Origin of the sequence: Pseudomonas sp. HPB0071 (assembly GCF_000478505.2) — a bacterium.
GTDB lineage: Bacteria > Pseudomonadota > Gammaproteobacteria > Pseudomonadales > Pseudomonadaceae > Chryseomonas > Chryseomonas luteola.
The window spans coordinates 3,171,818-3,196,658 of record NZ_KI517367.1; the positions used below are offsets into that span (position 1 = coordinate 3,171,818).

The following is a 24,841-nucleotide window of genomic DNA, read 5'->3' on the forward strand; positions in this document are numbered from 1 at the left end:
GAAACCGTCCTTCTGGCACGGCTGCGTCAATTATTGGTAGGTTTATTTTGACGGAATACCAATACCAGCCCTATAAGGATGGCCACCATTCCCATACCACCTTGTGCGTCGACCCGGTGACCAAGAATCAGGTAATCCAACAGCGTTGTCACAAGTGGCACCAGATAAAACAGACTGGTTACGTTTACCAGATTGCCGGCTTGTACGAGTCGATAAAACAGGAACTGTGCAAGAACGGAGATGACGACGGCCATCCATAGAACGGATGTCACAAGCTCCGAGGACAACTCAAATCTGATGGGCTGGAAGGGGACGAAAAGCAGGCAGAGTACCAGGCTGATACCGACCTGCAACGGCAAGACGTCCGCTGGGGGCTGACTCAGGCCTTTCTGCAGAATGGCACCAATCGACATGCACAAGAGCGCTGCCAGCGCATACAGAACTCCACTCAAGGACAGATGCGCCATCGCCAGGCTGCGGTAGACGAGCAGAGACAGTCCACCCAGGGCCAACAGCAGGCCCGCCAGCCGACGGGGTGATAATCGTCTTTCAACCAACACCAGGGTAAGAATGGGTTGTACACCCAGAAGGGTAGCCAGGACTCCCGGCGTAACGCCTTTATCCAGAGCCAACAGATAACAAATGCTGTAGCCGCCGATAAGCAGCGCTCCGGTGAGGGCTACCCGGCTGCGAGAGCCCGGCGATGGCAACCAGCGTCGCCGCCAGAGCCCCATTAGCAAGAGCACTGTAAACGCAATGAGGAAGCGTAACAGCAGGAACGCAAATGCAGGGGCGTGGGTAACGCCCACATGAGCGAATAACGCGCCGCTGCTCCAGAGCAGCACGAACAACCCTGTGGCGCTATTGGCCACAAGCAGGGTTCTTAATGAACCTAACATTGTCATTTCACCTGTCAGTACGAAAAGCAGGCTCCAGCCAACGGCCTGTGGTAGGCAGTTCCGATCAAGACTGGAGAAAGAAAACGGCTGTAATCAGCCGAGCGTCATCAGGCAGCGACTACTGCCACGACAACCGGAGGGGATACGACAGGTGGTGCGAGGGAGAAACGCGCATGCAGGCACGCCACGTCCGGTGCGGACGAGGAGGAGAACTGGCCTGTATGCAGATGATTCATGGTAGCGTCAGCCAACAGCTGGCAAATGATTAAGAAACATTAGCGCCTCCGCTGGCAGAGCGCAAGCCATAATCAATCTTCTAGAATAATCTCCTTGATCCGGCTGGCCAGCAACTCCATTGGGAATGGTTTGGTCATGACGTGCATGCCTGCCTCAAGGTTGCCATTTCCCACGGCTGCATTTTCTGCATAGCCGGTGATGAACAGTATCTTGAGATCAGGGCGCGCCTGGCGGGCCGCATCGGCCATCTGCCGCCCGTTCATGCCGCCGGGCAGGCCCACGTCCGAAATCAGCAGGTCCAGGTGCATATCGGAGAGCAATATCTTCAGCCCCGAGGCACCATCGGCCGCTTCGATGGCGGCATAGCCCAACTCTTCGAGCACTTCGGTGATAAGCAAGCGCACCATCGGCTCATCGTCAACAACCAGAACGGTCTCGCCGGTGCTGGCACGTGGGGCGCGCATCAGTTCAGTCTGCTGAGGCTCTGGTTTGCTCTCTTCCAGATGGCGCGGCAGATAGATCCAGACCGTGGTGCCTTTGCCAGCTTCGGAGTAGATGCGTGCTTGCCCGCCGGACTGCTTGGCAAATCCGTAAATCATGGACAGGCCCAAGCCGGTCCCCATGCCGATGGGTTTAGTCGTAAAGAATGGGTCAAATGCCCGCGCTACGATTTCTGGGGTCATGCCAATGCCAGTGTCCATGACTGCTATGGCAACGTATTGCCCAGAGAGCATGTCCTGTTCATGGGCATCACGCTCATCGACCCAGATATTGGCGGTACGGATTGTCAGCTGGCCGCCGTCCGGCATGGCATCCCGTGCATTGATACATAGATTGAGCAGGGCACTTTCCAGTTGGTTCGGATCGCACAGCGTTGACCAGAGATCAGCGGAAAGGCTAGTGGTTACCGTAATCTCCGGGCCTACCGTGCGGTCGATCAGGTCCTGCATGCTTTCGATCAGTGTATTGGCCTGGGTCGGTTTGGGATCGAGCGTCTGGCGACGAGAGAAGGCCAGCAGCCGGTGGGTCAGGGAGGCCGCGCGGTTGGCGGCCGTCTGGGCGGCGGTAATATACCGATCGATATCCGTAGCGCGACCCTGGGCCACACGCATCTGGATCATCTCGAGGCTGCCGGAGATGCCTGTCAGCAAGTTATTGAAGTCATGAGCGATACCGCCAGTAAGCTGACCTACGGCTTCCATTTTCTGGCTGTGTCGCAATAATTCTTCGGCGCGGTTGAGTGCTTCGCTTTGCTCTTTTTCGGATGAAATATCGCGCACGGTGGCATAAATCTGATCCCCTCGGGCCACGGCATTCCAGGACAACCAGTGATAGGTGCCATTCTTGTGTCGGTAGCGATTCTCAAAGCGAAAGACCGTGTCGCCCCGTTGCAGCATGTGCAGTGCCTGGGCGGTGCGCTCTACATCGTCCGGGTGGACAAATTCACTGAAGGGCTTGGAATGCATCTCCTGGTCGGACCAGCCAAGCGTTTTGGTCCAGGCCGGATTAAGGCTTACAAAATAGCCAGCAGCGTTAGTTGTACACACCAGGTCAGGGGTTGTTTGCCAGATCTGGTCGCGCTCACGGGTACGTTCCTCTACGCGACGCTCTAGCGTGTCCATCAGGTCGCTCAGGCGAATCAGATTCTTTCTGAGTGCAGCGCACACTGCCACGATGCCGAAGTTGACGAGGATGAACAGGGCGTTGGCTGCCCACTGGAGCAGATCAAGATCGAATGTGAAGGGTGTCGAGACAAACAGATAGGCTGCTGCAAGGGCGGCAACGACGGTGGCGAAAAGACCGGGCCCCAGACCCAGCGTAAAGCCGATGATCATCAGAAGCGGAATGAACAGCAGGTACGGCAGGCCCAGGACAGGCAGGGCCAGACGAACGCCCGCACTGACAATGACAGCCGCCCCGGCGACAGCATAGCGCAGGGGAGTAGGCCATTCATGGCGTAACACCCACTGCTGCAGGCGATCGAAGAGCGTTTCTTTCTTTTGCTGCAAGGTTCCGGTACCTGATAACGGCTTCAAGCTCAAGTCTATGGCTCGGGCTTGCCACGCTAAGGATATAGAACGGATGTTACGGCGTGTGAGGGCACGCTCGTAAATGATCCGCAGTCACTCGTGTTGGACACACCGATTGCGATAAGGTCCCGACTCGTTCAGGTGCATACCTTAGCTTATTTCTGACAAGTGACAGAACGCCTTATCCAAACTGCAAAACGGTAGGGCATTGGCATATAGCGATTGGTGCCTCATTTTCTTGGGGTCGCGCTCAGGATAGTTCCTTTGGACGCAACCTTTCACCGCTTCTTGAGGATAGTGTCCAGACGGGTTGCCAGCAACTCCATGGAAAAAGGCTTGGTCATGAGATGCATCCCGTCCTCCAGGTTGCCATTGCCTACTACTGCATTTTCCGCATAGCCGGTAATAAACAGAACCTTCAGATCCGGGCGTTGATGGCGGGCGGCATCGGCCATCTGGCGGCCGTTCATGCTCCCTGGCAGTCCTACGTCCGAAATCAGCAGATCGATATGGGTGGAAGAGGAGAGTATGTCAAGCCCTGACGCGCCGTCAGCCGCTTCGATTGCCCTATAGCCCAGCTCCTCGAGTACCTCTTTGATCAGCATGCGTACGGTGGGCTCATCATCAACGATAAGTACGGTTTCACCCTTTTCCGTGCGCGGTGCCTCCCCTGATCTAACCTGCTCCGCACCGGCCTCGACCGAGCCTGCATAGCGGGGCAGGTAGATTTTCATGGTGGTGCCCTTGCCCGGCTCCGAGAGGACACGTACCTGACCGCCGGACTGCTTGGCAAATCCGTAAATCATGGAAAGACCCAGCCCGGTACCCCTGCCGATAGGCTTGGTTGTAAAGAACGGGTCGAAGATACGCTCTATGATTTCCGGCGACATGCCTGTGCCCGTGTCGGATACTTCCGTCACGATGTACTGACCCGGATTCATGTCGCGCTCATGGGCGCTGGTCTCATCCAGGTAGCGATTTTCGGTTCGAATGAGTAATCGACCACCATCTGGCATGGCATCTCGTGCATTGATACACAGGTTCAGCAGGGCATTTTCGAGCTGATGGGGATCACAGAGCGTGGGCCAGAGTGCTTCGCTGAGATCGGTCGTGATACACACGGCTGGTCCTACGGTACGTGTGATCAGTTCACGCATGCCTTCGATCAGCTGGTTGGCCTGGGTCGGTTTGGGGTCGAGCGTTTGGCGACGGGAAAAGGCCAGCAATCGGTGGGTCAGGGCTGCGGCTCGATTGGCAGAGTCCTGGGCGGCGGTGATGTATTTGTTTACATCGCTCAGGCGCCCCTGGGTCAGGCGCGTCTTGAGCAGGTCCAGGCTATCGGAAATTCCGGTGAGCAGGTTGTTGAAGTCATGGGCTAGACCGCCGGTGAGCTGGCCCACAGCTTCCATTTTCTGGCTATGGCGCAACCGTTCTTCCGTCTGATGCAGGACTTCGGCCTGCGCCTTTATCGTAGTGATATCGCGTGCAATGCTGTGGAACAGTCCATCACGACGCTGGGAGTTCCAGGATAACCAACGATAGCTGCCATCTTTGTGCCGGTAGCGGTTCTCGAAGTTTGACAAGACCTGGCCGTTGGCGAGTAGCCGCTTGGTTTGCACGGTATGTTCCAGGTCGTCTGGGTGGAGAAAATCCTTGTAGGGGCGTGCTTTCAGCTCTTGCTCCGACCAGCCCAGGGTTTCGCTCCAGGCAGGGTTGAGGTTGAGAAAGTAGCCTTCCGGACTGGCGGTGCAGACCAGATCTGGCGTGGTGCGCCAGATTTGATCGCGCTCGCGGGTACGTTCCTCGACACGTTGCTCAAGGGTCTCGTTCAGCTCCCTCAACTGGCTCTTGCTGGCCTTGAGCCGGTCTTCAGCTGCCTTGCGAGCCGAGAAATCAATGGTTACGGCAATAATAGAGCGGGGATTGCCTTCATCATCGTTCAGACAGGTCAGATTGCTATTGGCCCAGACGATAGTGCCATCGGGTCGGAGGTAGCGCTTGTCGAGGCGAGTCGGCTGTCGGGTGGCCAGGACATGTTGAAGCGCCTCGAGCGTCCTGGGCTGGTCTTCAGCCAGGGTAACGGTCTTTGCGGTTGTGCTTAGTATCTCTGTGCGAGAGCGACCCAACAGGCGGCAGAGCTCGTCATTGACCCGTAGAAAGCGGCCGTCGAGGCTGATCTCGGACAGGCCTACCGAGGCTTCGTCGAAAATGGAAGCCAGGCGGGTTTCGCTTTCCTTCAACGCCAGCTCAGCACGGGTGCGTTCGGTGATGTCGCGGCCAATGGAGAGCAGTTTTTCAGGCGTGCCGTCTGCGCCTGGTATGCAGGAAATGGCAATATCCCACCACTTGGGTTTGCCTGTGTGGGTAGGGCAGTAGCCCTGGAAACGTCCTGTCCCTCCGGCACGAGCACTTGCGATGGCGTTGCGTGCCGCCTCCAGATCCGCGCCTTTCCATACCCGGAGCCACGGCTTGCCCAGTACGGAAGAGAGGTCCGTAATCTCCATGGACTCTATACCGCCGGGGCTCACAAACTGAGTATGTCCTTCGAGATCCATGATCACGATGCAATCCTGACTCGAGTTGAGAATCAGGCTGTTCATCTGGCGAGAGATGCGTAGCGCATTCTCGATAGAGTGATTCGCAGTAATGTCCCGCGAAATGGAGAGCAGCTTTTCAGGCCTCCCATGAGAGCCGAGGATAGGCGTGACCTGTACATCCCACCACTTAGGGGTTCCTGCCAGGGTATTGGCCTGCCCGATAAACCGGCCAACCTGACCCGCGCGGGCCAGCGTCATGGCCTCTTTGGCTTCCTGGCTCCCCTTGTCTTGCCAGAAGGTCGGCCAGGGGCAACCCGCAATGGCATTGAAGTCGCTGACTTCCATAGCGTCCTGGCCGTTTGGGCTCATGTAAAGCAGTTTGCCGTCAAGGTCGAGCACCTTGATGCAGTCGTCAGAGGAGGCCAACACGCTGCGCAGGAACTCGGCGTCGGCCTGCTGAGCTTCAATCACTTTTTGCTGCCGGGTCTGATCGCGCAGGATCTTCAGAAAACCCAGGTGGGTTCCATCAGCTGTCCGGAGCGGCATCATCTCGCCATTAGCCCAGAACAGGGCGCCGTCCTTTTTCTGGTGCCAACGCTCATCACTGGCGCGACCTTTTTCCAGGGCGCGTTGCATCTCGCATTCGGCGCGCTGCTGAAGTTGGTCCTCTACGGTGAAGAGGCGATTGATAGAGGTCCCTAGTATACTTTCGGCTGTCCAGCCAAAGACCTGCTCTGCACCAGAGTTCCAGTGAGTAATGCGACCGCACTGGTCGGTTGTGATGATCGCAAAATCGACAGCACTGTTCAGAATATCCCGATGGCGCTGGTTCTGTTGGTGAGTCGTTTCGGCAACGGCCTTGAGCGCCGTATTTTCGGCTTCGAGTTCGGCGATACGCAGACGCAGATGTTCGTTTTCGATGGTAGTCATGCCGGTATAAAAAGAAGGGTGCGGTACGCCAGGTACCTGGCGGTAGGGGCCAATGCCTTGCATGAGTAGCAGCACACAGGCACAGCTTCGCTCACGATCAGGTCACGAATGGATGACGTTGGAAAGGAAGGGGATTGGTGAACGACCCAGTCTATCCAGCACTTGAGAGACTGTCTATCACGCCGGCTGCCCAACCGTCGGCCTGTCTGGGTAACAGGTATGTAGGCGGGATGATATCGATGGGCTATCGGTGTGTCAGGTGCTAAAAGCCGGACTGTCATTTGCAAGGGGCGACCGGTTGGTTCTAGCGTTTGATGACTGTCAGGCTGATCAGGCGAGCCACTACCAATGTGATATACATGACGCCTGCAAACTCTTCGAGCATTACCAGCCCGCGGGCAAGCGGTGAAATAGGCAGAACATCACCCAGCCCTACGCCGGAAAGCGTGGTAAAGCTCAGGAACAGCAGTTCCATCCAGGTCCGTGGTGCCTCAGGGTTCTGCATGGCGGTAAAGCTGCCTGGCAGAAGCAACTGGCAAACGGTAAAGGCATAGGCAAACGCCCAGGCCAGCAGAGTAAAGGTTGCGCCTACGGCAAACAGCTCATCGGTCGATGCGCGCTGATCCTCCATCATGTAGGCAATCAGGCTGGCGGCTGCGTAAAAGTAAAAGGCGCCTTCCAGCAGGGCGGAGGCAACCGTAACGGCCTGGTTGGGCCAGATCTCGCTGACGATAGCCAAGCACAGGATGAGCGCGGCCAGAATGAAGGCAATCGAGTGGAGCATTGGACTGCGGCGAACCATACGCAGGGCAGCAACCAGTACGATGACGCCAAACGCACCAAAGACGGCTCGCCCACCCGGCATGTTCTCCATGAAGGGATAGAGCACGATGCCCAATAGCTGGATAAGTAACAGGCTTGCAGACGGGTAGCGAACCAGATACGTAACGAGGGTGACTTTCATTCAGGGCACGGGCAGGATGGAAACGCCATACAGCGTAACCCGGCAGCGCAAGGCTCACCAGAGCCTTGCGGATAAAGAGCTCGACTAGGCCTATGACTTCTTCTTGAAGGCGTAGAACAGGTTAGGCTCACTTATCACATACAGGTTGCCCTGATCATCCATTGTCATGCCCTCAGCCTGGGGAACATCCTTGGCAAGCCCCTGATTACCACCCCTCAAGCTGAAGGAGCTGACCGGCTTACCGTTGGCATCCATTTCCACGATCATCTTGGATTCATCAGACAAGGCCAGCAGATGGCCTGTACTCGTATCATAGTGAAGGCTGGACAGGTCGGTCACAAACAAATCCCGGTCGCGCTGTGCGTTGACATGCACGTCGATGTCGATCGGCTGGTCGGGCGAGGCGGTCAAAAAGCCGTTGATCTCGAAGATGCGGACCGGGTCCTTTTCCTTGGCAACAAAAAGGCGCTGCTCCTTGGGGTCGTAGGCCAGGCCCTCGAAGCCTTTGTTATTATTATCCGCCGCGCTGAGTGAAAACTGTTTGGCATTGGCTGGGTCGGCAATATCGATGACCTGGGTCTGATCATTGACATGCACTTCGATCAGACGATGGTTACGTTCCTCTGTAATCAGGAGGACGCCGGGACGAACGTATTCGATCGCTTCCGGATCACCGAAACCCCGGAGCGGAATACGACGCAGTACATCACCGGAGAGCGAAAGCTCGATAAGGTGCGAGTCCTTGTTGGTCACCGTAAAAAGCGTTTGGCGGCTGGCGTCGAAGGTCAGCGCTGACATGTTTTCGTCATTACCCAGTGGCTTGGCATCGATTGTGACATGGTAGTCAGGCAACCACAGGGCTTGCCCTTGGGCCTCCTCGGAGCTAAAGCGCTGTTCCAGACGGAACCAGACCTGCTCAAACAGGCGCTGCTGGGCACCTGCGGTTATCGCGGCTGCCACTAGCAAGCAGGCCAAGGCCGTTGCCATCGTTTTGGAGGAGAGAGCGTTCTGCATGTTAGGTCAGGTTCAAAATTCTGAGCGTATAGCCTACGGGGGTTGGGCTTAACTGAAGCTGAATAAGGCAGGTGCGAGTGTTTCCGATTCTTTCACCCATGGTTCGATAGGTGCGCTCTACGGACGATAGATCCTGAGCGCTTTGGGTTTGATAGAAAAAAGAGCGGGCGTGTAGGTGGTCAGCTCACCATCAGTATTGATAGGCATGGGTTTGCGGGTGTTCAGTCGGATAGCGGTTGTCTGAAACGCCCTGACCTTATCTGCCTTGCCATGGGTGCCCTTGCGCAGGCTGGGCAGCAATGCGATCAGTTCCCACCAATGCCTGACCTCAAGGCTATAGAAATCCAGGCGTCCATCGTCGGCGGTTGCGGATTCTTCCACCGTCATGCCACCGCCATAGTGACGGCCATTGCCCACGGATGCCTGGACCGTTCGGACCTTTTCCACCTGTCCGTCATGTTCGATATACAGGGTGAAACGGCGAAAGCGGCGCAGTAGCCGAAAGGCGGTCAGGCCATAGCCGAGGCTGCCCCATTTCTTCTTGATATCCGCGGTCAGCTGATTAGCCAGATCGGCACTGAAGCCAATGCTGGCGACGTTGAGAAAGACATGATCGTTGACGACGCCTACATCGATGGCTCGCAGCTGCCCCCGCACAATGATGTCGACGGCCTCGAGCGGATCCTGAGGAATATTCAGTGTCTTGGCCAGGTCGTTGGCAGTGCCGAGCGGCAGGAGGCCGACGGGCAGGCCAGCCTCAATCAGGGCGGGAGCTGCGGCGTTCAACGTGCCGTCGCCGCCGCCGACAATGATCAGGTCGCATCCTTTAGCCTGTCTCATCTTCTCGCTGATGGAAAGGTTTTCCCCTCCGGTAGGTTCGACTACGGTTATTCCGCCCTGGCTGAGCTTTTCAACGATAGGTGTGTAGGATTCACTCCCACGGCGGGCGCGTTTATTGATCAGCAGAAGGGCGCGGCGGGTTTCGGTAGCGGTCATTGCGTCTGAGATCCCCTATGACTTGTTTATCTCTGACACTTCACGTGTAGGTCTGTCCGAGGGATGGAACGCGAGAGTGCCCCGTTCTGACAACTGCCTGCGAGGCGGAGTTGTTTCAAAAGATCAGCAAAGCCTTACGTTGCGTGATTATCCGTTCAGACTGACGTTAAAAGCATAACTAGCAGGTAGGACCCGACGGTTTCAGGCGCGAGGACTGACACGAGCGCTTTTGAGCAACCGATAGTCCTGCCACAGGATCACGGCCGCTGCGGCGGCGTACGCAAGGCAGGGTGCCCAATAGGCAGGATTAGCCAGCGCTTCGTTCAGGCACATGACCGCACTGATAGAAGTGAATAGCCACGACGGCACTCGCAGGACACACGCCATTGCGCTGGCCCAGAAGCGATCCCTCAGAAAGCCCAGGGGAACGCAGGCGGCAATCTGCATGACTACCAATACGAAGGTCGCAACAGCAACGGTCAGCACCACCTGATTGTCGGGCGTTTGTGCGTCACGAATAGGGATGAGCAGCGTGCCCAGGCGGGTATGGCTCAAGGCGGTATAAGCCAGGAGCAGCAGGGCGCTGGAGAAGATGATGCGGGCTGGTATCGAGTTCATTGAGCGTCGCGTTACAGGAAAAGGCGCCTATATTACCTGAGCCCGGCGCCTGTTCATGAATACTGTCCAGACAGGTTCAACCCGACGGTGTCTGTTCGGCCAGGGTATGAATAGCGTCGAGTACTGCCTGCGGTGCCAAGTGATGCAGCATATGCCCGGCGCCCTCGATGACACGGAAATCCATCTCCGGCAACTCGGTATGCAGCCTGCCCGAGTGCACATGGGTATGAACCAGCCGATCCTCGCGTCCCGCCATGATGATGGAAGGTACTGTCAGCGTCTTGTAACGCTCCTTGAGTTGTAGCGTTGCGGGAATGATCAGGGCTATTTCGGCTGCGCTGGCATGAAGCTGCACAGGACGAAAGGCCATCCAGGGCGGAAACCGCTTGAAGTGGGCGGGCACTTTGGCGGGCGCAAACATTCGCTTCATCATGAGTGGCCATATGCTGCGATACAGTAGCGGTGAAACGGAGTGGCACATGAGGTCACCCACACCGGGGATGGCCGGCAAAGCCGCCATGGGAATGTCAGGGCGAACGGTCGGGTAATAATAGCCGGACAGCAGCACAAGGCCTCGGACAGACTGCGGGAAGTTGAGCCCCAGCGCCATGGCCACCAATGCGCCCCAGGAATGGCCGAGAACGATAGGGCAGTCGATACCCATTGCGGCAAAGGCTCGATTGAACAAGTGGGCCTGTTCGAGCGGACCCCAGACAATAGACGACGGGCGCTCGCTGTAGCCATACCCTGGACGGTCAAAGATGATGACCCGATAGGTGCGGGCTGCGTGTTCGACCAGTTCGCTCAACTCGAAGTCAGTACCCATGGTCGTGTTGCCATGCAGAAGCACAAGGGGCTGTCCCTCGCCGTATTCGACGTAATGGAGCCGGATACCATCCACCTTGATAAACGTGCCTGCCGGTGGGTGCTGCTTTTCCGCTTGACGGCTGTAATGGCGGACCAGCATGGCTGATGCCGCGACGGCCAGGGAGCCCCACACAAGCGGGCCGGGGCGGAAGGGTAAAGGCGTGGTTTTGCTAGGCGTAACGTGTGCGCTGTCGGTATGCCGGAGATTTTTCATGCCAGGGCTCCCGCTAAAGACAATTTAGAGTAGTCCACGGGAAAGCCGTTCGCGGTAGGGACGAATGGCACGTTTGGCTTTTACCTGAAATCAGCCATCCGCCTGCAGGGGGCGGATGGCTGTAGGTCAATCAGGCTGCGCCCAAGCGCTTGGTCAGCTCGGCCAGTCCCTGGGACAGGTTTTGCAAGTGCACCGCAGCGTCTTGCGTCTTTTCAACCTGGGCCTGGTTGGCGCTGGCAATGGCCGTAATTTCAGTCAGGTTACGAGCAATGTCTTCACTGACGGATGTCTGTTCCTCCGCTGCTGCCGCAATCTGGATGTTCTTGGCGCGCATCGCGTCGACCGAGACCGAGATGGTGTCCAGAATCGCGCCAGCTTCCTTCACCTGCGTGACGCTGCGCTCACTGATGCTCTGACCATTCTGAATGGCCTTGGCCGCATTGGCAGTGCCGGTCTGAACGTTGGCAATGATCTGGTTGATCTCGTTGGTCGAGTCGGCTGTGCGACGCGCCAGGTTACGGACCTCATCGGCCACAACCGCAAATCCGCGACCGGCCTCACCGGCGCGGGCGGCTTCGATGGCCGCGTTAAGCGCCAGAAGGTTGGTCTGTTCAGCAATGCCGTGGATGACTTCCATTACCTTGCCGATACGCACGCTGTCTTCTTCGAGCTGATTGATGACAGAGGCCGTACCGGCAATCTCGTCGCTCATGTCGACAATGGTCTTGATGGTGCCCTGCATGACGACGCTTCCGCGCTGAACAGCCTGATCGGTCTCGGTAGCAGCAAGGGAGGCTTCGCTTGCGTGACGTGCGACTTCTTGGGCAGTAGCCGACATTTCATGCATGGCCGTTGCCACCTGATCGGTACGGGAGAACTGCTCGTTGCTGCCCTGAGCCATCTGGTTGGCAATGGCGTTCAGGTCACGGTTGGCAGAGTCCAGGTCCTGGGTGCTCTGCTTGAGGCGCGTGAATGTATCGGACAGGAAGTTACGCAGAATACTGGCGGCTCCCGCCAGTCGACCGAGTTCATCCTGGCGGCTGGATTGGATATTTACGCTGAAGTTGCCGTGACTGAGCTGATTGATATGGCCGATGAGCTCACTGATCGGTACGACCAGGCGGCGATTGACCAGCCACAGGCTGATAACGAGGATGGCGATACCGCCCCCAATCAAGGCGATCAGGCCTGTCAGGAAGGTGGTGTCAGCCTGCGCGCTAATTTGGGCGGACAGTTCGTCACTGTGCTTGTGCAGTTTGGTGACAAGATCGGCCATCTGGGCGGTGGCGCTACGGTCGATACCTTCAACAGCCTTGTCGCCTGCCTCTGGGTCAAAACCGGCAGCCCTGAAGCGCTCGAAACCTGTGCGATAGGCTGTACCCAGCGTCTTGTGCTCGGTCTCCAGGCTTTGAATGGCTTGTGCGATAGAGCTGTCTGACCACGGTTGCTTGCTCAGGTCAGACAGCAGTGCCTGAACCTTTTGCTCTTCTGCCTGGAAGGCATTCCAGTGTTTTTCGCGCTTGGCGTCATCCTTGCCGCGCAAGAGGGCGTTTTTCCATTCCTGAACTTGGGTTTTAAAGTTCAGGTTGGCTTCGTCGATCAGTAGAACATTACGGATCTCATTGGCCAGAAGACCTTGATAGCGTTGAACGCTCCCGGAAAGAAATTTGAAGGAAACGATTGAAATAGCCATGAGCAGCAAGAGACTGCCGCAGAGCAGGGCAAGAACTTGAGCACGCAGGGAACGGTTAAGCATCACAGTGTCTCGAGAGAGGGAGGTACTCGTCACTGTGTCGTTGAAATAGCAAAAAACTTAATGCGATAAATATTCTATCGGCTTGATAAATTAATGAATTTTTTGTGACAGGCGTCTGGCTCGAACATTTGCCGTGAACGGCTATCCAACAGAGTAACATTCATTAACAGATAAGAATGCGAGGTGCATTATGAGTGATGAACTGCTGGCGTCCATTCACGCGATGGATCCAAGCCCGATCAACCCAGGCGGTGGCCAGGAGTCGCCCTGGCCCGATGAGCCAGTAGGGCCTGATGGGATCATTGATCACCCGGATGACGTGACCGATAACCCTGACGTGATTGATCCGGATACTCCGCTTGTCCCCAGTTGATCCATGAGAAGGCTGGGCAGAAAACCGCTGTCCAGCCTTTTTTCACCGACTTTCCTATCCGCGACCGTAAACGACCGCTACCATCTTGCGTTGAGCCTGCATGGTCGCCTGGGCCTTGGTGTTCAGGGCCTGGAGACGGGTGTTCAGCTCTTTCTGGATAGCGGGGTCGGATACTTCGATCATGGCACCGTTGACCTTGATCACGTCCTGATGGGCATTGATGTAGTCAAGCGCTTCGAGCGTTGCCGTCAGGGTCTCGCTGGCAACCGGCATCATGTTTTTCATGGCTTCGGCCGGCTGGGTGACAACTCGATCATAGGCCTTGTCATAGACAGCCCTCAGATCTTCCGGCTGCTTGAAGGATTTACGCGCTTCATCCGCCTTCGCCTGTTCTTCGCTGATCAGCGCCGGCAGCTCGTTCAGTGTTTTTTGGGCAGATTGAATATCCTCGCGGCGCTGAATAGCCTGTCCCATCGAGCTGATGTTCATCTGCTTCATCGCCGTGGTCAGCGAGTCTTCGGTTCGCTTGTTGAGGGACTCGTGAAAGTGCTGCATCGCCGCATACTGGGCGCTGTATTCGCCAAAGAGGTTCTTGTCTTCGTCCCGAAGAACCGGAACGTGTACGCCGGGCTTATCGATGATGCGGGTTTGCAGGAATTCAATGAATGCCTTGCGCTGCGCCTCTTCGTTGGAGCAGGCGGACAGTAGGCAGGCGCATATCAGGGTGAAAAACAGGGCAACCGCGGGGTTACGCTTGAGCATGAGATCTCCCTATGAGCTCAAATGGAGTAGAGCCGACCTGCAACCAGAGGTCAGTCGGCGCACCGTATATAGGGGATTGGAAAGCGTGGCGAGCGGGATCAGCCGAATTGGTGAACGGGTTCTGCTTATAAGACGGACTTGACGTGTTAGGCGGTGTTAGCCCATCGGATCGAAATGGCTTTTGGCCGAGCAGTACCGTTCTTCCATCCACTTGCTTTTGTTCTGCTCATCCTTATCGTGGCGGACGCGCCAGTCCTGGCACTTTTGTCTGAAATATTCCTTGGCGCCCTTGCGGCATTCGCTATAGCCGACCGAATCCTTGCGGTAGTTGCCGCATACGCTGGTGTCGTCGATGCGGTTGTTAACAATTTCCCAGGCCGCCAGATAGCTTTCACTGCTGCCCCATGCCTCAACCCAGTGCTGCTCGCTTTCCCGTACCGGGTCGGCCGGATAGACGAGCGCCCGTGGCAGGTGATCATGGTGGGCGCGGTAGGCTCTGGGGACCGCCCCTTGATGAGGGTACGGTGGCTTTCCCAGATGACAGCGAATGATCGAGTCATCGATCTCGCCGTCGCTTCGCATACAGGTCAGGTCAGCAGAAGAAGCAATTTCGGTCTGATCCAGCGAAAGATCGACAAGACCCTGGGCCGAAGGGGGAGTATCGATACCGTCAGCGGGCTCAAATAGCGTGACAGGGGCTTGCAGCTGCTCAATGTCCTCCAGCGCATTCCAGGCCAGCAGGCTGGCAAACAGCAGCAACGCCAGCCACAGAAGTTGAGCCAAGGTTAATGTACGGCGGCGCTTGAGTGGTCGGGTGACAGGATTTGGTTCATGCACAAGCATGGGCTTGTGCCCATCGTCTTGCTGTTGACCGCGGTCGTGTGTGCCCATGATGCTTCCTTGCAGGACTCGAAACGACGGTACTGACGTTGAAGGTGCGTGATGAATTTCACGTTACATAAGGGTATCCAGACCAGGCGGATAAATCCAGCAGGCGGACCGTGCTTGAGCCGTTCAACCGATTGAGCAGAGATAAAAGGCAGTAAGGAGGCGATGAAGCGGACCAGGCGTACCTGGCCCGCTCGGTGGTCAGGCGCTGCGCTGCTGCGAGGCGCCGTACCAGATCACCAGGGCAAAGCAAAGCATGGGCAGCGAGTACGCATACGCAGTGCTGCTCATATCGGCAATGAGGCCCATGAAGTAGGGCATGATCGCGCCACCCACGATAGCCATGATCATGAAGGAGCTGGCGCGCTTGGTGTGTGGGCCGAGGTTCTTCACACCCAGCGCAAAGATGGTGGGAAACATGATCGACATGAAGAAGAACACGGCGATTAATCCCACCACGGCAATGCCATCGAATCCGGCCACCACCAGACCGCACAGGAAAAAGTTGATCACGCCATAGATCATCATCAGACGAGCCGGCGCGATGAATCCCATCAGCCAGGTGCTGAAGAAACGGCCCAGCATGAAGCACAGCATGGCAATGGACAGCATGAACGACGCGGACTGGCTGGAAGTGTCGGACCAGTGCTCGGTTACGTAGTTGATAAAGAAGGCACCCACACCTACTTGCGCCGCCACGTAGAAAAACTGGGTGATGACGCCGCCGACGAAATGCTTGTGCTGCCAGAGTGTGCGGCTGTCCTGCCGGGCAACGGCTTCCTCCTGATTGCGAAGGTCGGGGAGAGTGGTCTTGGCAAAGAGCACGGCAATCATCAGAACCAGCGCTGCGATACCTACATAGATCATGCTGACCGAGCCCAGGCTGTCGGAGGAGGCGGTACCTGCACTATTGGTGGCCGAAAAGAACAGGGTGCCGCCCAGGATTGGGCCGGTGAACTGACCGAGGCCGTTGAAAGACTGGGCGAAATTGAGGCGGCGCTCGGCTCCGTTCGGATCGCCCAGAACCGTGGCATAGGGATTGGCTGCCGTTTCCAGGCAGCCCAGACCGCAGGCGATTACGAACAGGGCAAAAAGAAACATGGCAAAGCTGGCTGAAGACGCTGCCGGAACGAACAGCAGGGCACCTAATGCATACAGGCACAACCCGACCAGGATGCCGGCCTTGTAGCCGCGCTTGCCCATGAAGATCCCGGCGGGCAGGGCAACGATAAAATAGGCGCCGAAGTACGCCGCCTGAAGCAGGCCGGACTGCGCCTTGGTGACGTGCAACGTTTCTTGGAAGTGTTTGTTGAGTACGTCCAGCAGGCCATACGACAGGCCCCACATGAAGAACAGGCTGGTGACAAGGATGAATGCCCATTGATAGCCCGAGCGTTCCTGGCTGGCAACGGGTGTGGCCGTTCTGGTTTGGTTGACTAACATGACAGCTCTCCGTGGTTCTTATCGTTGTGCAGCGTTGAGGTCATTTGGTGGGTACAGCAAAACCGGCGTCCTGGCGTTGAACGGTCGTTCCTCCAAGGGCCAGCAGGCCTGCGCCAAGCAGGGCGACAGTTGCCAGGGTGTACATGCCGGCATGGGGATTGGCGAACGTCTGTTCCATATAGGTTTTAAGGGTGGGCGCAAGAAAGCCGCCCAGGTTGCCCAGCGCACCGATCAGGGCAATTGCGCTGGCTGCTGCGACACCGCCTAGGTAGCGGGTGGGAAGCGTCCAGAAGAGCGGCTGAACCGTGATAAAGCCGGCAGCCGCGAGGCAGAAGGCAAACAGCACGGGCACGATGCTTTCGATAACCGTCGATCCTGCTATGCCCACTGCGGCGAGCAGCAGCATGGCCACTGCCAGTTGGCGATGCTTGCCGGTGCGGTCTGCATAGCGAGTCACCATGAACAGTGCACCCAGGGTGAATAGCCAGGGAATGGCCGTCAGCATGCCAACCTCAAAGCCGATCTTGGTGCCGAGCAGCTGAGCGATGCGCGCCGGAAGATAAAACAGGACGCCATAAACGCTTACCTGGATAGTGAAATAGATCAGTACGAAGTACATGACCTTTGGGTTGACGAGGGCTGCCTTCCAGGAGGAAGGGTTATGTTCCTTCTTGTCTGTCTCTTCCTGTTCGATAGCCTTGTGCAGTGCCGTTTTCTCGTCCCGGGTCAGCCACCGTGCATCCCGCGGGCGGTTCGGCAGGTAGAAAAACGCAATCACGCCAATGACCGAGGCAAGCAGTCCTTCCACCACGAACATCCATTGCCAGTTACGCAGGCCGAATACGCCGTGCATTTCCAGCAGCCAGCCGGAGACAGGGCCCCCCAGCAGCAGCGAGGCCGGCACTCCGAAGTAATAGAGCCCATACGCCGCACCGCGGTGACGGTGGGGAAACCAGTAGGTGAGATACAGGACGACACCTGGCGAGAGGCCTGCCTCGGCTACACCGAGCAGAAAGCGGAGGATATAGAAGGACGTCTCGCTCTGAGCGAACATCATGGCAGCCGAGACGAGGCCCCAAGTCACCATAATTCGGCTCAACCAGATCCGTGCACCGATACGGTGGAGGATAAGGTTGCTGGGAACTTCGAAAAGCGCGTAGCCGATAAAGAAGATTCCCGCGCCGAGAGCAAAGGCTGCATCGCCGATCCCTGTGTCGGCCTGCAATGCGAGCTTGGCATACCCAACGTTAGAACGGTCGATAATGGCCATGGCAAACATCAGGGCCACAAAGGGAATGATCCGGCGGCGGCTTTTGGTCAGGGCAGTGGCGAGCGGAGCAGTAAGCGTAGACATGAATGACTCCAGTTATTGTTGTTTTCCAGAGCGCTCACACATCAAGCAGGACGTGTCTAATCCGGGGCCGGTTGCTCAGCCAGCGCGAAGATTTTTTGCATCGGAATCCATTTGCTGCCCTGCGGCGTCCAGGGTGTCGGTGTCTGGTATCGCCACATCAGCGCTTCCCATTCCTGCACCTTGGGATTGGCCGCGGCGGCGGCTTCGAAGGCATCTACACTGAAGTCAGCACTGACATCCATGATCATGAACAGGCGCGTGCCGAGGCGGTAGATCTGCATGTCCTGCACACCGGCGTTACGCAGATGGGTGGTGATCTCGGGCCAGATACGCGCGTGCAGCTGCTCGTATTCGGCAATGAGCGCAGGGTCATCCTTGAGGTCCAGCGCCATGCAGTAGCGAATGCTCATGTGAGTGCCCTGTCCAGATGCATATAGCCGCCATCGACCGTGAGCCATTGCCCGGTGGTATGGGCAGCGCGAGGTGATAGAAGGAAGACGACCGTGTCGGCAATCTCCTCGGGAGTGGTCATGCGCTTGCCCAGCGGAATCTTGCTGACGATCTTGTCCAGTTTGTCTTTAGGATCATCAAAGGTGTTCAGCCAGTTCTCGTACAAAGGCGTCATGACCTCGGCCGGGATGACTGCATTCACCCGGATGCCATCAGCCAGCAGCGAGGCGGCCCATTCTCGGGTAAGAGACAGTTGTGCGCCTTTGGCGGCGGTGTAACCACTGGTGTTGCCCTGGCCAGTGAGCGCGGTCTTGGAGCTGATATTGACGATGCTGCCCTGGCTATCCCGAAGAGCGTCGAGGCAGAGATGGGTCATGACGTAATAATGAATGAGGTTCTTTTCCAACGATTGGATAAACGCCTCGCGTCCAGCCTCAAGACTGACCCCGTCGTTGACCCCGGCGTTGTTGACCAGTCCGTCCAGGCGGCCGAATCGGGTCAAGGTTTGCTCGACGGCTGCGCGGCAAGAGATTTCATCGCACAGTTCAGTCTGGATAAAGAGTGTCTGCGGCTGAAGCGCGTCCAGCTTGGCGGCGAAGTCATCTTCCAGCGGCGTGCGGCTGACAATCACAGGGATAGCGCCTTCGTCAGCCAGACCGAGGGAAATGGCGCCGCCGATCCCTGAGCCGCCGCCGGTTACGATAAAAACTTTTCCATCCAGATGCAGGTTCATGCGGCGTGCTCCTGTGCATTGACCGTAAGGCCATACAGGCGAATTGCATTGCCGCCCATGATGGCGGACTGCTCGGCGGATGAGAGGGGCGCGATGGCCAGCTGAGCCAGGGCATGGACATGGTCGTACTCGCCCGCCAGCCGGCACACCGGCCAGTCCGATCCGAACAGCACGCGCTCCGGGCCGAACAGCTCTAGCGCCTGGTTCATATAGGCGACCAGATAGTCCGGTCGCCAGGTTGTCCAGCCAGCCTCCGTAATCAGGCCGGACAATTTGCAGTACACATGGGGCAGGGCGGCCAGTGGCGCGAGCTGCTCGGCCCAGGTTTGCAGGTTGCCGTGGGCGATGTCGGGTTTGCCCAGATGATCGAGCACCAAAGGCTGGCGGTCATGCCTTCGGGCAAAGGCGTACGCGGCCTTGAGCGAGGGGGACTTGATAAGGATTTCATAGAGGTAGCCGCGGGCCTGAATAATGGCCACACCCTTGTTGAATGCGGTGTCGGCGAGAAAGGCGTCTGGGTCCGCTTCGTCCTGGATCTGGTGGCGAAAGCCACGCAGGCGCGGCTGGCCTTGCCAGCGATCGAGCGACTCAAGCAGGTTGGGCGCTTGTAGATCTACCCAACCAATAACGCCGGCAATCCACGGATGTTTCGCAGCCAGCGTCAGCAGCGCGTCAGTCTCCTCCTCGCATTGCCGGGCCTGAACGGCAATGCATCCCGCCATCTGGTGTTCTTTAAGAAGCGGCTCGAGATCCGAGGGCAGATAGTCGCGCTTTAACACTGACATGCTGTTGTCGATCCAGCGGTACTGTTCCGGCTCGTAATGCCAGAAGTGTTGATGTGCGTCGATTCGGGGTACTTCAGGGCGTGTCATTGTTATTGTCTCCTGAAAGCAGTGGGCGGCGGGATCGGTGAGGCTGGTCCCTCCGATATGCTCGTTGAGTAAAAGGGTAGGCCCTCTACTCAACCTGCCGCTAAGTGTTACGGGGAAACCGATACTGCTGGCGCGAGGCCGGTTTCATGGTGATCGAAAATCCTGGTGCCTGGGGCGGCAGGTAGGCGGGGCCCTTCATGACGCAGGGGTCTTCGAAATGCTCATGAAGATGATCGACATACTCCACAACGCGCCCTTCATGCGTGCCTGCCACGCACAGGTAATCGATCATCGAGATATGTTGCACGTATTCGCACAGCCCAACGCCGCCGGCATGGGGGCAGACAGGTAGCTCGTACTTGGCAGCCATGAGCAGCACAGCAAGCACTTCGTTCAAACCACCCAGGCGGCAGGCATCGAGCTGTACCACGTCGATGGCGCCACGCATGATGAATTGCTTGAACAGGATGCGGTTCTGGCACATCTCGCCGGTAGCCACCTTGACCGGGGTAATACCCTCTTTGATCGCGCGATGACCTTCTACGTCGTCCGGGCTGGTGGGTTCCTCGATGAACCAGGGCTTGGCAAACGACAGCTTGTTTACCCAATCGATGGCCTCGTTGACTTCCCAAACCTGGTTGGCATCGATCATCAAGTGTCGGTTAGGGCCTATCACTTCACGGGCAATGGTGACGCGGCGGATATCGTCCTCAAGGTCACGGCCGACCTTGAGCTTTACATGAGAGAAGCCTGCATCAATGGCCTCCTGACAGAGGCGGCGGAGTTTGTCATCCGGATAGCCAAGCCAGCCGGCAGAGGTGGTGTAGCAGGGGTAGCCATGGGCCTTGAGCAGGCCGATGCGTTCTTCCTTGCCTTTGGCGCGCTCCGTGAGCAGTTGTATCGCTTCTTGCGGTGTGATGCAGTCGGTGATGTAGCGAAAGTCGACGCACCGTACGAATTCTTCCGGCGACATGTCGGCGACCAGCTGCCAGACCGGCTTGCCAACCTGCTTGGCCCACAGGTCCCAGGCCGCATTCACGACGGCACCGGTCGCCAAGTGGATGGCGCCCTTGTCCGGACCGATCCAGCGCAGTTGGCTGTCGCTGGTCATGTGGCGCCAGAAGCGGCCCATGTCCGCCGTGATCCATTCCAGATCAAGCCCTTTGATCTGACCTTCCAGTGCCTGAATGGCCGCACAGCAGATCTCGTTGCCCCGGCCAATGGTAAAGGTCATGCCGTGGCCTTCGAGCCCAGGCTGGTCGGTTTCAAGAATCACATAGGCGGCAGAGTAATCGGGATCGGGGTTCATGGCGTCCGACCCGTCCAATGCCTGGGACGTAGGAAAACGAATGTCCTCTACGCGAAGACCGGTGATTGTTATTGTCATATCGGCTCTCCGGAAGCCCTTGATGCCGGGCTTGTCAACGCTGTGTTGGAGGCCCGCTCAAAAGCTCTTCATATGAGAGCGCATGTTGAGCGGGCGCTTCTCCGGGCGTGCGACGCGGTTAAACGTCCCAATCACCCGAGAGGCATGGTTTCAGTCAGCCTGAACCGTGCGCTGCTTCTGCTCGCCCAGGCCCGCGATGCCCAGGCGCATTTCCTGGCCGGGCTTCAAGTAGACTGGTTCGGGCTTGATGCCCAGCCCCACTCCAGGCGGGGTGCCGGTGGAAATGACGTCACCCGGTTGCAGGCTCATGCAGCGGCTCAGGTAGGCGATCAGCTCCGGCACCTTGAACACCATGGTGCGGGTATTGCCGTTCTGGTAACGCTTGCCATCCACTTCCAGCCAGAGGTCGAGCGCGTGCGGATCGGCTATTTCATCTTTGGTGACCAGCCAGGGGCCGAGCGGGCCGAAGGTGTCGAATCCCTTGCCCTTATCCCAGGTGCCGCCACGCTCGATCTGCCACTCACGCTCGGATACATCATTGATTACGCAATAGCCCGCTACATAATCCATGGCGTTGGCTTCGTCGATGTAGCGCCCGGCCTTGCCAATCACCACGCCCAGCTCAACTTCCCAATCGGTCTTGGTGGAGCCACGCGGGATCTCTACGTCGTCGTTCGGGCCACAGATGGCACTGGTCCACTTGTTGAACACGACCGGTTCTTTCGGTACATCCAACCCAGACTCGGCCGCATGGTCGGCGTAGTTAAGACCGATACAGATAAACTTGCCGACACGGCCGACGCAGGGGCCGAGGCGAGGGGAACCGTTCACAACGGGCAGGCTACTCGGATCAATGTTCCTGAGCGTGGCGAGTCCTTCAGCCGTGATGGCCTGACCGGCGATGTCATCAATATGGCCAGAGAGGTCACGAATCTGACCCTGAGCATCCAGCAGGCCCGGCTTCTCCTGACCTTTTTCCCCGTAACGCAGCAATTTCATGAGCGGTTTCCTTGTGCGATAAATTGGTGTGCGGTGGTCTTAAGCGACCCAGCCGCCATCGATTACGTTGATGGTGCCCGTTGTGAAGCCTGAGGCATCGGAACCCAGATAGAGCGCCAATGCAGCGATTTCCTCGGGCTTGCCGATTCGGCCCATGGGTTGGCGGGATACAAACGCAGCATAGACCTCGTCTTCGGCTCGGCCTTCCTGCTGGGCTTGCGCCGCAATACGCTGGCGCAGGGAAGGCGAGTCGACCGTGCCGGGGCAAATGGCGTTGCAGCGAATACCCTTGGCGACGAAATCAGCCGCTACGGATTTAGTCAGGCCGAGAACAGCAGCCTTGCTGGCACAGTAAGCAAAGCGATTCGGGACGCCTTTTACGCTGGACGCCACCGAGGACATGTTGATGATCGAGCCGCCGCCGTTTTCGATCATGGCCGGTAGAAAGGCACGAATCATCCGGTACATGGCGGTAACGTTCAGATCGAAGGAGAACTTCCAGGCCTCTTCATCACAGTCGAGAATGGTGCCGCTGTGCACGTAACCGGCGCAGTTAAAGAGCACATCAATAGCGCCTAACTCACTGGCAAGTGCCTGGATAGCATCGGTCTGAGTGACATCAAGAACATGGGTACGGACATTGGGAAGCTCGGCGAGGGCGGTAGCGTTGATATCGACCGCAATGACGTCAGCGCCCGCTTCGGCAAAGGCCAGGACGCTGGCCCTGCCAATTCCTTGAGCAGCGGCGGTGACGAGGACACGTTTTCCAGCAACGGACATGAGAGCCTCCTGTTTTTATTATTCGTATGGATGACCCGCTTGCGTTAACCGCTGCTATGCTGGGGGCATATCGAGCGGCTAATGGTCAGGCCATTGGTCCTCTGGTTTAGCAGTGAGTCAGCGGCTGCGCAAGTTTTTTCTGTAGCGCAAGCGACGCGATGTATACCAGTGGGATACGTGATGCCAATACAAGCAATTGAAAATCCAAGGCTTTATCGTCAGATCGCCGATCAGCTGCGCAGCCTGATCGACAGTGGCGAATTTCCTCCTGGGAGTCGCCTGCCGGCCGAGCGGGAGCTGGCTAAGCAAATGGGTGTAAGCCGGGCCTCGGTACGTGAGGCACTTATCGCGCTGGAGGTCATCGGCCTTGTAGATGTGCGGGTTGGTAACGGCGTACTGGTTTGTGCTGGCGCCCAGCGCCCGGCGGACGATGCGCCGGTGATGGAGCTGGCGGCGCGCGGCCAGTGGATAGGGCCTGATCCAGAGCTGGATGTGCAGGTGGATTTCAATGCTGAGATCCCGCCGTTCTCGCTGCTTCAGGCGCGGCAGCTGATCGAGCCGGAAGCGGCGGCCCTGGCTGCAATCAATGCCAGCGAGGAAGAGTTGGCCGGTATTCACGCGGCCTATGAGCGCAATGTGCAGGACAACCGCGAGGGCTCGACGACCCATCCCGGCGATCGCCTGTTTCATATCCGTATCGCCCAGGCCAGCGGTAATCCGGCCTATACCCTGATGATCCAGCATCTGCTGGGGCACCGCTATGGCTCGATGTTTCAGCGCTTGCAGGCACACTATACCCCTGAGGACATGCCCCATCGCTCTGAGGACGAGCATCTGCGTGTACTGAAGGCATTGCAGGCCCGCAATGCGCAAGAGGCACGCTCCGCCATGCGGGCGCACCTGGATGAGGTGATTCGGATCTTTTCCCGCGGACAGGAGGCGGAGTAATCGCCTTTATTCCATGGCTGTCGGCCTGAGCAGGATTTCATTGATATCGACTGCTGCCGGTTGACCGATGGCAAAGGCAATGGACTGGGCGACCGACAGGGCAGGGATAGCCATCTCATGAATGTGCCGCACGCTTTTGGCAACGTCTTCGTCCGTCACGCTATTGGGCAGCTCCGTATCGACCGGGCCGGGTGAAATAATCGTGCTGCGGATGTTGTAGGGCGTCATCTCCATGCGCAGCCCTTCGGCAATCGCGCGTACGCCGAATTTGGTTGCCGAATACACGGCACTGGTCGGGCGCACCCGATGGCCGGACAGGGACGAGACATTGATGATGTGTCCGCTCTTCTGCTGCTGCATGATCGGCAGGACCGCCGCAATCCCGTAAAGCGTGCCCTTGAGGTTGATATCGATCATGCGCTCCCAATCTTCGACCTTACGCTGATCGAGTCGCGAGTTGGGCATGATGCCCGCATTATTGATCATCACATCGACCCGCCCAAAGGCCGTAATGGCTGCCTGGATAAGCGCCTCGACGTCATCCCGCTTGGCCACATCCATCTGCACCACCTCAACGCGACCGCCAACGGTTCGCAGCCCCTCGGCAATGGCGTTCAGTTTATCCAGCCGACGGGCACCCAGGACAACCGTCGCGCCCTCTGAACTCAATAGCCGTGCGGTGGCTTCGCCAATGCCACTGCTGGCACCGGTAATGACAATGACCTTGCCTTTTATGTTGCTCATGGCTGTTACCTGAATCGACTGGTTTACGAGGGAGTGCCTGAACGCA

The 24,841-nt window shown here is 57.6% G+C and carries 23 protein-coding genes and 1 pseudogene; 2 read left to right on the forward strand and 22 right to left on the reverse strand.

The window, feature by feature from the left end; all coding sequences use genetic code 11:
- Positions 1–26 precede the first annotated feature (26 nt).
- The 11 genes and pseudogenes from HMPREF1487_RS14845 to HMPREF1487_RS28405 form a co-directional block, all read right to left on the reverse strand.
- On the reverse strand, positions 27–899 hold the full coding sequence (locus tag HMPREF1487_RS14845; RefSeq protein ID WP_010797487.1) for a DMT family transporter: 873 nt from the start codon (positions 897–899) through the stop codon (positions 27–29).
- A gap of 107 nt (positions 900–1,006) precedes the next feature.
- Positions 1,007–1,135, reverse strand: coding sequence for a hypothetical protein (locus HMPREF1487_RS27960; protein ID WP_256205667.1), 129 nt, complete (start codon positions 1,133–1,135; stop codon positions 1,007–1,009).
- Between the two features lie 72 nt (positions 1,136–1,207).
- Positions 1,208–3,172, reverse strand: a complete 1,965-nt coding sequence (locus tag HMPREF1487_RS14850; RefSeq protein WP_230382011.1) for an ATP-binding protein — start codon at positions 3,170–3,172, stop codon at positions 1,208–1,210.
- A 272-nt stretch (positions 3,173–3,444) separates the two neighbouring features.
- Complete coding sequence (locus HMPREF1487_RS14855; protein ID WP_154982402.1) at positions 3,445–6,708, reverse strand: PAS domain S-box protein; 3,264 nt, start codon at positions 6,706–6,708, stop codon at positions 3,445–3,447.
- Between the two features lie 229 nt (positions 6,709–6,937).
- On the reverse strand, positions 6,938–7,597 hold the full coding sequence (locus HMPREF1487_RS14860; protein WP_010797490.1) for an ion channel: 660 nt from the start codon (positions 7,595–7,597) through the stop codon (positions 6,938–6,940).
- Between the two features lie 90 nt (positions 7,598–7,687).
- The gene (locus tag HMPREF1487_RS14865; RefSeq protein ID WP_010797491.1) at positions 7,688–8,611 is read right to left on the reverse strand and encodes an SdiA-regulated domain-containing protein; all 924 of its coding nucleotides are present in this window, start codon (positions 8,609–8,611) and stop codon (positions 7,688–7,690) included.
- Between the two features lie 117 nt (positions 8,612–8,728).
- The gene (locus HMPREF1487_RS14870; protein ID WP_010797492.1) at positions 8,729–9,607 is read right to left on the reverse strand and encodes a lipid kinase; all 879 of its coding nucleotides are present in this window, start codon (positions 9,605–9,607) and stop codon (positions 8,729–8,731) included.
- Positions 9,608–9,808: 201 nt separating this feature from the next.
- Positions 9,809–10,225, reverse strand: coding sequence for a hypothetical protein (locus HMPREF1487_RS14875; RefSeq protein WP_010797493.1), 417 nt, complete (start codon positions 10,223–10,225; stop codon positions 9,809–9,811).
- A 76-nt stretch (positions 10,226–10,301) separates the two neighbouring features.
- Positions 10,302–11,306 carry an alpha/beta fold hydrolase gene (locus HMPREF1487_RS14880; RefSeq protein ID WP_010797494.1) on the reverse strand — a complete coding sequence of 335 codons (1,005 nt, stop codon included), beginning with the start codon at positions 11,304–11,306 and terminating at the stop codon, positions 10,302–10,304.
- Positions 11,307–11,436: 130 nt separating this feature from the next.
- The gene (locus HMPREF1487_RS28400; RefSeq protein ID WP_371106383.1) at positions 11,437–12,207 is read right to left on the reverse strand and encodes a methyl-accepting chemotaxis protein; all 771 of its coding nucleotides are present in this window, start codon (positions 12,205–12,207) and stop codon (positions 11,437–11,439) included.
- 117 nt (positions 12,208–12,324) lie between these two features.
- Positions 12,325–13,062 (reverse strand): annotated as a pseudogene (locus tag HMPREF1487_RS28405) (HAMP domain-containing protein); the annotation flags it as partial.
- Between the two features lie 190 nt (positions 13,063–13,252).
- Here HMPREF1487_RS28405 and HMPREF1487_RS14890 point away from each other — a divergent pair.
- The gene (locus HMPREF1487_RS14890) at positions 13,253–13,435 is read left to right on the forward strand and encodes a hypothetical protein (protein ID WP_010797496.1); all 183 of its coding nucleotides are present in this window, start codon (positions 13,253–13,255) and stop codon (positions 13,433–13,435) included.
- Positions 13,436–13,489: 54 nt separating this feature from the next.
- On the opposite strand, the gene HMPREF1487_RS14895 is transcribed toward HMPREF1487_RS14890, so the two are convergent.
- The 10 genes from HMPREF1487_RS14895 to HMPREF1487_RS14940 form a co-directional block, all read right to left on the reverse strand.
- Positions 13,490–14,197, reverse strand: a complete 708-nt coding sequence (locus HMPREF1487_RS14895; RefSeq protein WP_010797497.1) for a DUF3053 family protein — start codon at positions 14,195–14,197, stop codon at positions 13,490–13,492.
- A 156-nt stretch (positions 14,198–14,353) separates the two neighbouring features.
- Positions 14,354–15,088, reverse strand: coding sequence for a hypothetical protein (locus HMPREF1487_RS26330; protein ID WP_010797498.1), 735 nt, complete (start codon positions 15,086–15,088; stop codon positions 14,354–14,356).
- A gap of 198 nt (positions 15,089–15,286) precedes the next feature.
- Positions 15,287–16,528 carry an L-fucose:H+ symporter permease gene (gene fucP, locus HMPREF1487_RS14905; RefSeq protein ID WP_010797499.1) on the reverse strand — a complete coding sequence of 414 codons (1,242 nt, stop codon included), beginning with the start codon at positions 16,526–16,528 and terminating at the stop codon, positions 15,287–15,289.
- Between the two features lie 40 nt (positions 16,529–16,568).
- Positions 16,569–17,882 (reverse strand): MFS transporter, encoded by a 1,314-nt coding sequence (locus HMPREF1487_RS14910; protein WP_010797500.1) that lies wholly within the window; start codon positions 17,880–17,882, stop codon positions 16,569–16,571.
- 56 nt (positions 17,883–17,938) lie between these two features.
- Positions 17,939–18,292, reverse strand: a complete 354-nt coding sequence (locus HMPREF1487_RS14915) for an L-rhamnose mutarotase (protein ID WP_010797501.1) — start codon at positions 18,290–18,292, stop codon at positions 17,939–17,941.
- Positions 18,289–19,065, reverse strand: coding sequence for an L-fucose dehydrogenase (locus tag HMPREF1487_RS14920; RefSeq protein WP_010797502.1), 777 nt, complete (start codon positions 19,063–19,065; stop codon positions 18,289–18,291). The genes HMPREF1487_RS14915 and HMPREF1487_RS14920 overlap by 4 nt, the downstream gene beginning before the upstream one ends.
- Positions 19,062–19,937: an amidohydrolase family protein gene (locus tag HMPREF1487_RS14925; RefSeq protein ID WP_010797503.1), complete on the reverse strand. Its 876-nt coding sequence runs from the start codon at positions 19,935–19,937 to the stop codon at positions 19,062–19,064. Before HMPREF1487_RS14925 ends, HMPREF1487_RS14920 begins: the two co-directional genes overlap by 4 nt.
- Before the next feature lie 100 nt (positions 19,938–20,037).
- Positions 20,038–21,324, reverse strand: a complete 1,287-nt coding sequence (locus tag HMPREF1487_RS14930; RefSeq protein ID WP_010797504.1) for an L-fuconate dehydratase — start codon at positions 21,322–21,324, stop codon at positions 20,038–20,040.
- 150 nt (positions 21,325–21,474) lie between these two features.
- A complete protein-coding gene (locus HMPREF1487_RS14935) occupies positions 21,475–22,323 on the reverse strand; it encodes an ureidoglycolate lyase (protein WP_010797505.1) in 849 nt (282 codons plus the stop codon).
- 39 nt (positions 22,324–22,362) lie between these two features.
- Entirely contained in the window at positions 22,363–23,103 is a 741-nt protein-coding gene (locus tag HMPREF1487_RS14940) for an SDR family oxidoreductase (RefSeq protein ID WP_010797506.1), read from the reverse strand.
- 180 nt (positions 23,104–23,283) lie between these two features.
- Between HMPREF1487_RS14940 and HMPREF1487_RS14945 the strand changes: the two genes are divergently transcribed.
- The gene (locus HMPREF1487_RS14945; RefSeq protein WP_010797507.1) at positions 23,284–24,051 is read left to right on the forward strand and encodes a FadR/GntR family transcriptional regulator; all 768 of its coding nucleotides are present in this window, start codon (positions 23,284–23,286) and stop codon (positions 24,049–24,051) included.
- A 6-nt stretch (positions 24,052–24,057) separates the two neighbouring features.
- On the opposite strand, the gene HMPREF1487_RS14950 is transcribed toward HMPREF1487_RS14945, so the two are convergent.
- Positions 24,058–24,795 (reverse strand): SDR family oxidoreductase, encoded by a 738-nt coding sequence (locus tag HMPREF1487_RS14950; protein ID WP_037030824.1) that lies wholly within the window; start codon positions 24,793–24,795, stop codon positions 24,058–24,060.
- Between the last annotated feature and the right edge of the window lie 46 nt (positions 24,796–24,841).

Coding starts and splice junctions, on each gene's coding strand:
- HMPREF1487_RS14845 (WP_010797487.1), bottom strand. CDS start 899: ATGTTAGGTTCATTAAGAACCCTGCTTGTGGCCAATAGCGCCACAGGG.
- HMPREF1487_RS27960 (WP_256205667.1), bottom strand. CDS start 1,135: ATGAATCATCTGCATACAGGCCAGTTCTCCTCCTCGTCCGCACCGGAC.
- HMPREF1487_RS14860 (WP_010797490.1), bottom strand. CDS start 7,597: ATGAAAGTCACCCTCGTTACGTATCTGGTTCGCTACCCGTCTGCAAGC.
- HMPREF1487_RS14865 (WP_010797491.1), bottom strand. CDS start 8,611: ATGCAGAACGCTCTCTCCTCCAAAACGATGGCAACGGCCTTGGCCTGC.
- HMPREF1487_RS14870 (WP_010797492.1), bottom strand. CDS start 9,607: ATGACCGCTACCGAAACCCGCCGCGCCCTTCTGCTGATCAATAAACGC.
- HMPREF1487_RS14875 (WP_010797493.1), bottom strand. CDS start 10,225: ATGAACTCGATACCAGCCCGCATCATCTTCTCCAGCGCCCTGCTGCTC.
- HMPREF1487_RS14880 (WP_010797494.1), bottom strand. CDS start 11,306: ATGAAAAATCTCCGGCATACCGACAGCGCACACGTTACGCCTAGCAAA.
- HMPREF1487_RS28400 (WP_371106383.1), bottom strand. CDS start 12,207: ATGGCTCAGGGCAGCAACGAGCAGTTCTCCCGTACCGATCAGGTGGCA.
- HMPREF1487_RS14890 (WP_010797496.1), top strand. CDS start 13,253: ATGAGTGATGAACTGCTGGCGTCCATTCACGCGATGGATCCAAGCCCG.
- HMPREF1487_RS14895 (WP_010797497.1), bottom strand. CDS start 14,197: ATGCTCAAGCGTAACCCCGCGGTTGCCCTGTTTTTCACCCTGATATGC.
- HMPREF1487_RS26330 (WP_010797498.1), bottom strand. CDS start 15,088: ATGGGCACACACGACCGCGGTCAACAGCAAGACGATGGGCACAAGCCC.
- fucP (WP_010797499.1), bottom strand. CDS start 16,528: ATGTTAGTCAACCAAACCAGAACGGCCACACCCGTTGCCAGCCAGGAA.
- HMPREF1487_RS14910 (WP_010797500.1), bottom strand. CDS start 17,882: ATGTCTACGCTTACTGCTCCGCTCGCCACTGCCCTGACCAAAAGCCGC.
- HMPREF1487_RS14915 (WP_010797501.1), bottom strand. CDS start 18,292: ATGAGCATTCGCTACTGCATGGCGCTGGACCTCAAGGATGACCCTGCG.
- HMPREF1487_RS14920 (WP_010797502.1), bottom strand. CDS start 19,065: ATGAACCTGCATCTGGATGGAAAAGTTTTTATCGTAACCGGCGGCGGC.
- HMPREF1487_RS14925 (WP_010797503.1), bottom strand. CDS start 19,937: ATGACACGCCCTGAAGTACCCCGAATCGACGCACATCAACACTTCTGG.
- HMPREF1487_RS14930 (WP_010797504.1), bottom strand. CDS start 21,324: ATGACAATAACAATCACCGGTCTTCGCGTAGAGGACATTCGTTTTCCT.
- HMPREF1487_RS14935 (WP_010797505.1), bottom strand. CDS start 22,323: ATGAAATTGCTGCGTTACGGGGAAAAAGGTCAGGAGAAGCCGGGCCTG.
- HMPREF1487_RS14940 (WP_010797506.1), bottom strand. CDS start 23,103: ATGTCCGTTGCTGGAAAACGTGTCCTCGTCACCGCCGCTGCTCAAGGA.
- HMPREF1487_RS14945 (WP_010797507.1), top strand. CDS start 23,284: ATGCCAATACAAGCAATTGAAAATCCAAGGCTTTATCGTCAGATCGCC.
- HMPREF1487_RS14950 (WP_037030824.1), bottom strand. CDS start 24,795: ATGAGCAACATAAAAGGCAAGGTCATTGTCATTACCGGTGCCAGCAGT.